Below are 10,200 nucleotides of genomic sequence, written 5' to 3'. Positions count from 1 at the left end.
CGGCCGCGATCGCCGAGATGGAGCGTCAGATGCAGATCTCGGAAGACATCCTGCGTTTCATGACGATCCGCGTCGAGGAGCTGGAGGCCGAACCGCCTGTCCTGACGCAACGGCAGGGCGGCGGTCATAAGGAACGCCCGCTCCGTCGCGGCGACGAATTCGCCGGCAGCGTGCACGGCGCCGTCGCGCACGGCCCGGATCCAACCGCCTACGGCCTCTACGGCCTTCCGGCCGACGAGGGTCATGATGCAATCCTGGAGACCCAGTACGATTTGATATTGAGCCAGCTAAGAATTCTGAACGAAGAGATCGAAGAGCGACTTGGGGGGCGCATCAACGATGAGCGGGGGAGTGTTCGGCGCGATAAAGAATGGAATATTGATACTGGAGGAGATGAATCGCCTCAAGGACAATATAAAGAAAATTCTTGACCGCGTCGAAGAGCTCGAGAACCGCCTAGACAAAATCGATACGGGAAATCAAATTTCCGCCGTCCGGGACGAGGCGCTGATCGCGAAGTTCGAAGCCGCGACGAAGGCTGCATCCGCCGAGACGCACGCCCGTCTGATCGAAAGGATCGTCCGCCTCGAGATGACGATCGAGGCGGACGCCGGAGCACACCCCAAGCGCATCGGTCCGAGCGAATGATCCGGCTTGCCGCGGAGAGGAGCCTCACCCGACCGTCAGCCCTGCGCCGTCGTGCCCGTGCGCGGCGCAGGCTGTCCCGACCGGATCGGTCCCGAGCCCGACCCGCCGCCGGCAACCCGCGCCGAATGCAGGCGACATCCGGGCGATAGCCGAGCGCGATCGAGATAGCCCCCCGAACCGGCCGGAGAGAACCGGCCGGGGAACCGGCGGAGCCGGCCTCACCCCACGTAGACGTAGCCCATGTAGCGCTTGGCCTCGATCGGGTCGTAGCCGAGGCGCTGGCTGAGCTTCTTGCGCAGCTTGCTCACGTGGCCCTCGACCACGCTCTCCTCGACGCCGTTGCTGTAGACGCCGTAGATCACGTTGAAGACCTGCGCCTTGGTCAGCCGGCGGCCGCGGTTGCGCACGAGGTATTCGAGGATGTGCCGCTCGCGCCGGGGCAGGGGCAGGGGCTCGCCGTCCACCTCCGGGTCGCGCCCGTCGAAGAACACCCGCAGGCGCTCCGGCCGGGCCGGGGCCTCGGCGCCGGGAGCGACCGGGAGCACGCCGCCGTTCACCCGGCGCCAGATCGCCTCCGAGCGGGCCAGGATCTCGCGGACATGCACGGGCTTGGGCAGCACGTCGTCGATGCCGGCGTCGAACAGGACGAGGGTCTGCTCCAGGGAGCGCTGGTCGGCGAGCGCGATGATCGGCGCGCGGGAGTGCTTGCGGATGATCCCGGCGCAGCGCGCCCGGTCCTCGAAATCGCCCAGCAGGAAGCCCTGCACCGCGTCGAGGTCGCCGCGCGAGGCGGTCTGCAGCCAGCCGGTGAACTCCTCCGGCGAGAGCCCGAAGGCCGAGACGCCCTCGCGGTCGAAGCTCGCCGCGTAACCGGCATTCACCGAATCCCTGGCATCCACCAAACAGTACATCCGCCCCAGCCCCCGGTGCTCAGCAGATCTCGTCGGACCCTCAACACACCGCAACTTGTAAATGTGCGGAAATATACAATTGGAAATTGTATGGCGCAATTATGTCCGCGGCGCCCGCCTCCCTCGGTTTCTTGAGACGCACGGCCCGATTCCTGAGATGTTGCGTTCCGGGCCGCAGGTCAACGGCGCCGCGCGGCGGCGCGCGGGATCGCGGCCGCTTTTCGGCCGGTGTTGCGGATATGCCGGAAGACTACGCAGAGACCCCGCGCGGCGCGTCGTCTCGCCGCAGCTTGGCCGCGCCGCGCCGGGCAGGCACGGCGGCCGCCTTCGACCTTGGCCTTACGGGCGCGCCGGCGCGGAGGACTTGGGGCCATCGCCCGGGGACCTCCCCCCGGGGACCACCCGCCAGTGCCGGGGATCCGGCCTGCGCGCGGTGCCGGCCCAAGGCCCTGTCGCCCAGGCCCTGTGGCTCAGTCCTTGTCGCTCAGTCCTTGTCGCTCAGGCCTGGGCGCGCTCCAGGCGCGCGTCGGTGAGCGCGCGGGCGAGGACGTCGGGGGAGAAGGGCGGCTCGGATTCGGCGAGGATCCGCTGGATCGCCACGCCCGCGAAGTAGCCGTCGAGGACGAGCTTGAAGAACACCGTCACGGGCTTCGTCACGAACTCCATGTCGAGCACGACCTGCAGCGAGCGGCCCCAGGCCAGCGTCACGTCGGCGGCGTCCGCGTAGGCCAGCGTCGCGTCCTTGAAGAAGGGCTCGGCCGAGGAGGCGACGAGGTCGGCGATGTTGCCGTGGTGCTCCCCCCGGACCCAGCCGATCAGCACGCCGCCGTCGAGCAGGCACAATTCGGCGATGAAGTCGCGCAATTCCTCGGCGAAGACCCGCTCCGAGGCCGCGATCACGTCGGCCGGGGCGGTCCGGCCGAAGGCCGGGTCGTAGGCCTGGGGGATCATCGGGGCCTCGCGAACAGGAAGAACAGGATCTGGGCGACCGCCCGGTAGAACTCGGCCGGGATCGTCTGATCCACCTGCACAGCATCGTACAGCGACCTTGCGAGAGGCTTGTCCTCGATCACCGCGATGCCGTTCTCCTCGGCGATGGCGCGGATGCGCAGGGCGATCAGGTCCTGGCCCTTGGCGACGACCAGGGGGGCGGGGTTCTCGCTGGGCTCGTAGCGGAGCGCCACGGCGAAGTGGGTCGGGTTGGCGATCACCACGGTGGCGCGGGGCACGGCCGCGAGCATGCGGTTGCGCGAGCGGTCCTGGGCGAGGGAGCGCAGGCGCGCCTTCACGGTCGGGTCGCCCTCGGTCTGCTTGTACTCGTCCTTGACGTCCTGGACCGACATCCGGAGCGAGCGCTGCCAGCGCAGCCGCGCCCAGACGAGGTCGCCCGCCACGATCACGATGGTGGCGATCGACACCGCCGAGACGAGGCGGATCGAGATGGTGAGGATCAGCTCCGGCAGCTGGCTCGGATCGACGAACATGGCATTCACGGCTTTCTGCCGCTCCGAGCGCAGGAGCAGGATGACCACCAGACTGACACCGAGGACTTTAAGGACCGATTTCAGGAACTCGATCTGGCCCTGGCGCCCGAAGATCCGTCCGAGGCCGGAGGCGGGCGAGACGTTGCGCCACTTCGGCAGGATCCGGTCGCCGACGAAGCGGGGCACGTTCTGCAGGATCGAGGCGGAGAGGCCGCAGGCGGCCAGCAGCAGGACGAAGGGCAGGAGGAAGCGGGCGGTGGCGCCCGCCACGGCCTGGAGCAGCAGCAGGACGTCCCCGGCGCTCGCCAGCGCGAAGCCGCGCGGATGGTCGAGGAAGGGCGCGAGATCCCGCGCGAGCTGGGCGGCCTGCCCCCGCGCGAACAGGCTGAGCCCGATCAGGAGGCCGAGGATCGAGGCGAAGACCGGCGCCTCCCGGGAGAACGGGATGTCGCCCTTGTCCAGCGCCTCGCGCACGCGGCGCTCGGTCGGGGCCTCGGTCTTGCTCTCGTGATCGACGTCCTCAGCCATGCGGGCGGCCCGCGCTGACGGCCCGCTCGCTCATTCGACCGCGGCAGGCGTGTGCCGCCCGCCCGAAGGGCGCGAGCGCGACTGCGCGTCGGCGTGCGTGCGCCGGATCCCGGTCGGTCCGATCCTCGGACCGACCGCACCCAGAAAAGCTGGAGCCGATCGGGCACCGATCGGGTCTAGCGGATGAGCGCATCGCCCGCCCCCTCCTCGGCGTTGATCTCGATCTCGCCGCGGCCCGCCATGTCCATGGCGAGGTCGGTGATGGAGCGGCGCGCCTCCATGACGTCGCGCTGGGCGGCCGGCTCGCCGCCGTTCAGCTCGTGCTCGACCATGCGCTTCACGCGCGCCGAGAGCGCCGACAGGATGACGCCCCGGAACTCCGCGTCCGTGCCCTTGAGGGCCAGGACGAGGCGGTCGTTCGGGACCGCGTCGAACAGGGTGGTGCGGGCGCGGGGCGCCAGCTTGACGATGTCGTCGAAGGTGAAGAGCAGACCTTTCAAGATCTCGACCGATTTCGGGCGCGCGTCGGCCAGCGCCGAGAGCGCCTCGTCCATCTGGGCCCGGTCCATCTTGTTGATGATGTCGGCCATCTTGGCGTGGGTGTCGGCGCCGGAATTGCGCGCGCCGTTGGCCATGAAGTCCTCCAGCAGCGCCCGCTCCAGCATGGACAGGATCTCGTCGTCCACCGGCTTGAAGCTGAGCATCCGGCGCACCAGCGTGTTGCGCAGGGGCGCGGGCAGCTGGCTCATCACCTTGGCGGCCACCGCCGGCTTGATGCGCGAGAGGATCAGCGCCGCCGTCTGCGGGTGCTCCTTGACGAGGTAGCTCGCCAGCACGCTCTCGGAGGCGGCGGACATGCGCTCCCAGACCGAGCGGGCGCCGTTGCCGCGCACCTCCGCGAGCAGCTCGGAGAGCTGCTCGGCGGGGATCAGGCCGGTGAGGAGCTTCTCGACCTCCTGCACGGTGCCGACCAGGCTCGCGCCGCCAGCGAACTCGACCGCGAAGGACTCGACCACGCCGTCGAGCTGGTCCGGGCTGACCGCGCCGAGCTGCACGGCCGAGCGCGTGATGCGCCGGATCTCGTCGGGCTCGAAGTACTTGAGCAGGCGCCCCGCCGCGGGCTTGCCCATGGCGAGCAGCAGGGTCGCGACCCGGTCGACCGGCGCGAGCTGGCGCCCCGCGCCGCGCAGGGCCGGGGCGGCGGCCGGCGCCGTCGGGGCCAGGGCGGGTGGCGCCAGGGATGCTGCCAGGGGAGCTGCCGCCACGGCTGCGGCCTCAGGCGGCCGGGGCGGAATCGGCCGGGCCGACCACCTCGGTCAGCGAGACGCCGAAGCGCGACGAGTCCTCCTCGACGATGACGATCTCGCCGCGGGCGACGACGCGGCCGTTGACCATCACGTCCACGGGCTCGCCGACCCGGTGGTCGAGGGGCACCACGGCGCCGCGGCCGAGCTTCATCAGGTTGGCGACCGGCATGGTGGCCGAGCCCAGCACGACCTGCACCAGCACGGGGATGCGCAGGATCGAGTCGAGGTTGCGCCCGTCGCCGACGCGGGGCTCGGCGGCCGGCTGTGCCCCGAAGGGGGTCTCGGCATCGGGGAAGGGGCTGGTGCTCATCGGGGACTCGGGGTCGTGGACCGGGCGGCGAGGGCGGTTCTAGCGGTCCTGGCTGATGCGAGGCTGTCGCCGCCTCGCGGTGCCGGGCGGCCCGCGCGTCAGGCCGCGGGGGGAACGTCGCGGCGCGTATCGAGGCGCCGCTGGGCCGCCTCCAGCTCGGCCAGCGTGGCGCGCGCCTCCTCGATCCTGCGGCCGAGCGCGTCGAGCACCTCGCGGCCCTCGCCCGCGAAGCTGCGCACGGCCTCGCCCGCGCTCGCCAGCGCGTGGCCGGAGGCGGCCACCGCCCGGCCGTACTCGGCCTGGGCCCGGTCGAGGCGCTTGAGCTTCAGGTACATCGGCACCACGCAGGCGCTGGTCGCGACCAGCGCGGTGAGCAGCACGCCGTCAACCAGCGAGGCCATGGGGTCCGTCCTTGTCCTTCAGGTCCTTGCCGTCCTGGGCGATGACCTCGTCGATCCGCAGCACGTACGAGCCCTGCGCCTGTCCGGCGCGGGCCCAGAACAGCGGCCGGTCGTTGCCCTCGAGCTTGATCCGGGTGGCGGGCGTCGCGTCGAGCCCGATCACCTGGCCGACCGTCAGCCCGGCGATCTCGCCGAGCGTGAGGTGGCGCTCCTCCAGCACGGCGCGGAGCGTCACCTCGGCCTTCTGCACCTCGGCGGCGATCTGGCTCGACCAGCGCGGGTCGCGCGCGGTCGATTCGCCGGTGAGCACCTTGGCGAGGCTCGCCCGCAGCGGGTTCAGCAGCGCCTGCGGGATGACGAGGAACATCTCGCCGCTGCGGTTGAGCGCCTGGAACAGGAACTTGGCCTGCACGGCGTTGTTGGTGCGCCGGCCGATCACCGCGAACTCCATGCGGGTCTCGGTGCGCTCCAGCCGGAAGGCGGTCTGCGAGACGAGGCCGAAGGCGGCCTCGAGCGCCCGGCCGACCTGCTCGAACACCATCTGGGCGACGCGCAATTCGATCGCCGAGAAGGCGCGCTCGTCCTCGGCCGCGGGCTCGGAGCCGTCGGCGCCGAACAGCACCTCGACCATCGTGTAGAGGAGGTCCCGGTCGAGCCCGACCAGGATGTGCCCGTCCCAGCCCGGGGCGTGGAAGATGCCCGCCACCGCGTTGTTGTCGTGCACGTCGAGGAACTCGCCGAAGCGCCCGCTCTCGACGCCGGAGAGGGCGTAGAACACCGTCGAGGCGACCCGGTGCTTGAGCGCGTCGCCGCAGGCGGTGGCCAGCCGGTCCAGGATGAGCTGGAGCATCGGCAGCCTGTCGAGGGACAGGCCGGCGGCCTCCTGGATGCGCGCCCGGATGCCGGCCGGGTCGCGGAGAATCGCCGGGGTGGTGGCGGACTGCGTCGCGGGGGTCTCCATCGGGGGCGCCTCAGGCGGCTTCCGCGCGGGCGCCCGGGACGGTCGCGGCCTCGACCTCGTCGATGGTCGGGCGGTCGGCGGAGGCGATGCCCTTGCGGCCGTGCTCGATCGCGATCTGGGGCAGCGCCCCGTTCATGTAGGCGATCAGGCTCTGCTTGGCGATCGTGTAGACGGCGCACTGCTTCTCGCGCACGCCCTTGATCTTCACGGCCAGCGGCGCGAGCACCCCGTAGGAGGCGAACACGCCGAAGAAGGTGCCCACCAGCGCCGCGCCGATCAGGCCGCCGAGGATCTGGGGCGACTGGTCGAGCGCGCCCATCGCCTTCACGATGCCGAGCACCGCCGCCACGATGCCGAGCGCGGGCAGCGCCTCCGCCACCGTGTTGATGGCGTTGTAGGGCTTCAGCGCGCTCTTCTTGTGGGTGCCGATCTCCTCCTCCATCAGCGCCTCGATCTCGTGGCTCCGGGCGCCGCCGATGAGGATCAGCCGGCAATAGTCGCAGATGAACGTCACCAGATCCTGGTTCTTGGTCACGTCCGGATAGTTCTTGAAGATCTCGGAATTGGCCGGGTCGTCGAAATGCGTCTCGACCTCGTTGCGGGGCTTGGTCTTCAATTCGCGCAGGAGCGCGTGCAGGAGGCCCAGGAGCGCCAGGAAGTCCTTGCGCTTCGGCACCTTGTCGGTGACCGCCTCCATGGTGGCCTTGCCGGAATCGACCACGATCTTCATCGGGTTGGCCATGATCATGCCGCCGATGGCCATGCCGCCGATGATCACGAACTCCCAGGGCTGCCAGATCACGATCAGGTGCCCGCCCATGGCGACGAAGCCGCCGAGCATGCAGCCGATGGCGATGACCAGGCCGATTCCGATGCCCATGGGCGGGATCCCCGATGCGATGCGGCGCCGCGAGGCGCCGTGACGGCGCCGTCATGGCGCCTTCAGCGTGAGATCCGGGAGGTACGGCGCGTCCCTTGCGCGGGGCTTGGCGGAGGGCTTGGCGGGATCGGCGCCCCATTCGTAAACCAAGGCGGCAGGTCGTCCGCCCCGCCCACGGGACAGGAGCGCAGACCCATGCCAGGATGGCGTTCCACGCCTCCGACACGTCCGGGATCAGCCGACATGCCTTTCGCTGTGGCCAAGCTCCTGCCGCTCCTCGGGCACGCGGCCTGCCTCGTCACCCTCGCGGCGATGGCGGGGATCAACCTGTACGCCGCCCCGCGGATCGGGACCCCGAAGGTGCCGATGCAGTGGTCGCTGTCGGGGGAGCCGACATGGCTCGCGGGCAAGGCCGCCGGCCTGTGGCTCCCGGTCGCGATCGCCGTCGTGGTCGCCGCGAGCCTTCTGCTCAAGGCGCGCCAGTCCGAGCCGCCGGCGGGGGTCTCGGACTGGATCGCCCTCGTAGCCGCCTGCGGCGTCATGCTGGGCATCCATGCCTGGCACGTCTCGGCGGTCATGGCCTGGGCGGCCAAGCAGCCCTGAGGGGCGGGTCGGCGGCCGGAGCGTCTTAGAAGCGCCTTGGAACCGTTAAAGATTTCGGCACATGGCAGCCATGTAACCGACGGGTTGTTTCGCGGCCACGCTTGCTGTAGCGGGGCGCCGACGAAAAGAATTCTTTAGATCGGCGCAAAGAAAATTATGAATACTGACGATAAAGTGCAGTCCGTCCGCGGCCAGGCGCAACATAGTGCGCTGCCGCTGACCCGCCGCCAGCTCGTCGGCGGCGCGCTGGCGGGCCTCGCGGTCTCGGCGGCGCCGGGCGCCTCGGTTCTGGCGCAGGCCCCGGCCCGCAAGGTGGACGTGCTGCTGATCGGCGGCGGCATCATGAGCGCGACGCTCGGCGTCTGGCTGCGCGAGCTCGAGCCCGACTGGTCGATCGAGATGGTCGAGCGCCTCGACGGCGTGGCGCTGGAGAGCTCGAACGGCTGGAACAACGCCGGCACCGGCCACTCGGCGCTGGCCGAGCTGAACTACACGCCGGAGGATTCGAAGGGCACGGTCCGGATCGACCAGGCGATCAAGATCAACGAGGCCTTCCAGGTCACCCGCCAGTTCCTGGCCTGGCAGGTCCGGCAGGGCGTGCTCAAGAACCCGCGCAGCTTCATCAATTCCACGCCTCACATGAGCTTCGTCTGGGGTGAGGACAACATCACCTATCTGAAGAAGCGCTTCGAGGCGCTGAAGGCGAGCCCGCTCTTCGCCGGGATGGACTATTCGGAGGATCCCGAGCAGCTGAAGCAGTGGGTCCCCCTGATGATGGAGGGGCGCGACCCGAAGCAGCGGGTCGCCGCCACCTGGACGCCGGTGGGCACCGACTGCGAGTGGGGCGAGGTCACCCGCCAGTACGTCGCCGCGCTGCAGAACGGACCGAAGTTCTCCTTGCGGCTCTCGACCGAGGTTGAGTCGATCGAGCGCGCCAAGGACGGCGGCTGGCGCGTGACCTCGAAGAACCTGAAGGACGGCACCCGCCGGACGGTCGAGGCCAAGTTCGTGTTCATCGGCGCGGGCGGCGGCGCGCTGCACCTGCTGCAGGCGTCGGGCATCCCGGAGGCCGACGACTACGCGGGCTTCCCCGTGGGCGGCTCGTTCCTCGTCAACGAGAACCCGGACGTGGCCACCCGCCACCTCGCCAAGGCCTACGGCAAGGCCTCGGTCGGCGCGCCGCCGATGTCGGTGCCGCATCTCGACACGCGGGTGCTCGGCGGCAAGCGGGTGATCCTGTTCGGGCCCTTCGCGACCTTCTCGACCAAGTTCCTCAAGGAGGGCTCCTACTTCGACCTCCTGACCTCGACCACCACCAGCAACGTCTGGCCGATGGTGAAGGTCGGCGTCGAGCAGTACCCCTTGATCGAGTACCTCGCCGGCCAGGTGATGCTCTCGGACGAGGACCGATACCAGGCCCTGCGGGAGTATTTCCCGAACGCCAAGAAGGACGAGTGGCGCCTGATCCAGGCCGGCCAGCGCGTGCAGATCATCAAGCGCGACCCGGAGAAGGGCGGCGTGCTGAAGCTCGGCACGGAGGTGGTGAGCGCGAAGGACGGCAGCATCGCGGCACTCCTCGGCGCCTCGCCGGGCGCCTCGACGGCGGCACCGATCATGCTGAACGTGCTGGAGAAGGTCTTCGCCCAGAAGGTGGCCAGCCCCGAGTGGCAGGCCAAGATCCGCCAGATCGTTCCGAGCTACGGCACGAAGCTGAACGACAGCCCCGAGAAGGCCTACGAGACGCTGGCCTACACGAGCGAGACGCTGCAGCTCACGCCCCCGCCCAAGGCCATGGCGGCCCCGGCCCAGCCCGCCGCGGCGGCCGAGACCGGCACCGTCAAGCCGGTGCCGGACATGGCGCCCTGAGGCCGCGCGGCGCGCCCTGTCCCTCGGGGCAGGGCGGCAGCAGATGACGGACATCCAACCCGTCATCAACCGTGTGCGGACGATGCGCGGGTCCCCTCTGCCGCACCGGAGAGGGGCGCGTTGCAGCCCTCGCGCGGGTCTCATGCGGTTTCCGGGTGATGGGTTCGGCCCTGTGAGATGAACCGCGCCGTGCCCCCTCTCCCATAGGGCAGGGCGATCGCATATGGCGGGGGTCGTCTCCGAGATCGCGACTGGAACCGCGCCGCGCCCCCTCTCCCATAGGGAGAGGGTTGGGGTGAGG

General features: G+C 70.0%; 11 protein-coding genes and 1 pseudogene. 4 read left to right on the top strand and 8 right to left on the bottom strand.

Annotated features, from left to right (window positions below; translation table 11 throughout):
- Positions 1-95 (top strand): annotated as a pseudogene (locus AX737_RS32030) (30S ribosomal protein S6); the annotation flags it as partial.
- Between the two features lie 298 nt (positions 96-393).
- Positions 394-648, top strand: coding sequence for a hypothetical protein (locus tag AX737_RS33190; RefSeq protein WP_156453683.1), 255 nt, complete (start codon positions 394-396; stop codon positions 646-648).
- 218 nt (positions 649-866) lie between these two features.
- Here the strand turns inward: AX737_RS33190 and AX737_RS12945 are convergent, their stop codons facing one another.
- The 8 genes from AX737_RS12945 to motA all read right to left on the bottom strand — a co-directional run bounded on the left by AX737_RS12945 (position 867) and on the right by motA (position 7,430).
- Complete coding sequence (locus tag AX737_RS12945) at positions 867-1,559, bottom strand: response regulator transcription factor (RefSeq protein WP_066921930.1); 693 nt, start codon at positions 1,557-1,559, stop codon at positions 867-869.
- A 498-nt stretch (positions 1,560-2,057) separates the two neighbouring features.
- Positions 2,058-2,510: a hypothetical protein gene (locus AX737_RS12940; RefSeq protein WP_066921928.1), complete on the bottom strand. Its 453-nt coding sequence runs from the start codon at positions 2,508-2,510 to the stop codon at positions 2,058-2,060.
- Positions 2,507-3,571 (bottom strand): flagellar biosynthesis protein FlhB, encoded by a 1,065-nt coding sequence (gene flhB, locus AX737_RS12935; protein ID WP_066921926.1) that lies wholly within the window; start codon positions 3,569-3,571, stop codon positions 2,507-2,509. The genes AX737_RS12940 and flhB overlap by 4 nt, the downstream gene beginning before the upstream one ends.
- Positions 3,572-3,747: 176 nt before the next feature.
- A complete protein-coding gene (locus tag AX737_RS12930; RefSeq protein ID WP_066921924.1) occupies positions 3,748-4,836 on the bottom strand; it encodes a flagellar motor switch protein FliG in 1,089 nt (362 codons plus the stop codon).
- A 10-nt stretch (positions 4,837-4,846) separates the two neighbouring features.
- A complete protein-coding gene (fliN, locus tag AX737_RS12925) occupies positions 4,847-5,188 on the bottom strand; it encodes a flagellar motor switch protein FliN (RefSeq protein WP_066921918.1) in 342 nt (113 codons plus the stop codon).
- A 98-nt stretch (positions 5,189-5,286) separates the two neighbouring features.
- Complete coding sequence (locus tag AX737_RS12920; protein ID WP_066921916.1) at positions 5,287-5,589, bottom strand: hypothetical protein; 303 nt, start codon at positions 5,587-5,589, stop codon at positions 5,287-5,289.
- Positions 5,573-6,550, bottom strand: a complete 978-nt coding sequence (locus AX737_RS12915; RefSeq protein WP_066921914.1) for a FliM/FliN family flagellar motor switch protein — start codon at positions 6,548-6,550, stop codon at positions 5,573-5,575. The genes AX737_RS12920 and AX737_RS12915 overlap by 17 nt, the downstream gene beginning before the upstream one ends.
- Positions 6,551-6,560: 10 nt before the next feature.
- Positions 6,561-7,430, bottom strand: a complete 870-nt coding sequence (gene motA / locus AX737_RS12910; RefSeq protein ID WP_066921912.1) for a flagellar motor stator protein MotA — start codon at positions 7,428-7,430, stop codon at positions 6,561-6,563.
- 243 nt (positions 7,431-7,673) lie between these two features.
- Between motA and AX737_RS12905 the strand changes: the two genes are divergently transcribed.
- Complete coding sequence (locus tag AX737_RS12905; RefSeq protein ID WP_066921910.1) at positions 7,674-8,033, top strand: hypothetical protein; 360 nt, start codon at positions 7,674-7,676, stop codon at positions 8,031-8,033.
- A gap of 156 nt (positions 8,034-8,189) precedes the next feature.
- Complete coding sequence (gene mqo / locus AX737_RS12900; protein WP_066921908.1) at positions 8,190-9,899, top strand: malate dehydrogenase (quinone); 1,710 nt, start codon at positions 8,190-8,192, stop codon at positions 9,897-9,899.
- Positions 9,900-10,200 lie beyond the last annotated feature (301 nt).

The sequence above is a fragment of the Methylobacterium sp. CCH5-D2 genome (assembly GCF_001556475.1).
GTDB classification, from domain to species: Bacteria; Pseudomonadota; Alphaproteobacteria; order Rhizobiales; family Beijerinckiaceae; genus Methylobacterium; species Methylobacterium hispanicum.
The sequence above is the reverse complement of the archived record's forward strand: the minus strand, read 5'-3'. Positions and strand labels throughout refer to the sequence as shown.

What these genes read in the sequence shown, in the direction of transcription:
- AX737_RS33190 (WP_156453683.1), top strand. Translation starts at nt 394, where the DNA reads ATGAATCGCCTCAAGGACAATATAAAGAAAATTCTTGACCGCGTCGAA.
- AX737_RS12945 (WP_066921930.1), bottom strand. Translation starts at nt 1,559, where the DNA reads ATGTACTGTTTGGTGGATGCCAGGGATTCGGTGAATGCCGGTTACGCG.
- AX737_RS12940 (WP_066921928.1), bottom strand. Translation starts at nt 2,510, where the DNA reads ATGATCCCCCAGGCCTACGACCCGGCCTTCGGCCGGACCGCCCCGGCC.
- flhB (WP_066921926.1), bottom strand. Translation starts at nt 3,571, where the DNA reads ATGGCTGAGGACGTCGATCACGAGAGCAAGACCGAGGCCCCGACCGAG.
- fliN (WP_066921918.1), bottom strand. Translation starts at nt 5,188, where the DNA reads ATGAGCACCAGCCCCTTCCCCGATGCCGAGACCCCCTTCGGGGCACAG.
- AX737_RS12920 (WP_066921916.1), bottom strand. Translation starts at nt 5,589, where the DNA reads ATGGCCTCGCTGGTTGACGGCGTGCTGCTCACCGCGCTGGTCGCGACC.
- AX737_RS12915 (WP_066921914.1), bottom strand. Translation starts at nt 6,550, where the DNA reads ATGGAGACCCCCGCGACGCAGTCCGCCACCACCCCGGCGATTCTCCGC.
- motA (WP_066921912.1), bottom strand. Translation starts at nt 7,430, where the DNA reads ATGGGCATCGGAATCGGCCTGGTCATCGCCATCGGCTGCATGCTCGGC.
- AX737_RS12905 (WP_066921910.1), top strand. Translation starts at nt 7,674, where the DNA reads ATGCCTTTCGCTGTGGCCAAGCTCCTGCCGCTCCTCGGGCACGCGGCC.
- mqo (WP_066921908.1), top strand. Translation starts at nt 8,190, where the DNA reads ATGAATACTGACGATAAAGTGCAGTCCGTCCGCGGCCAGGCGCAACAT.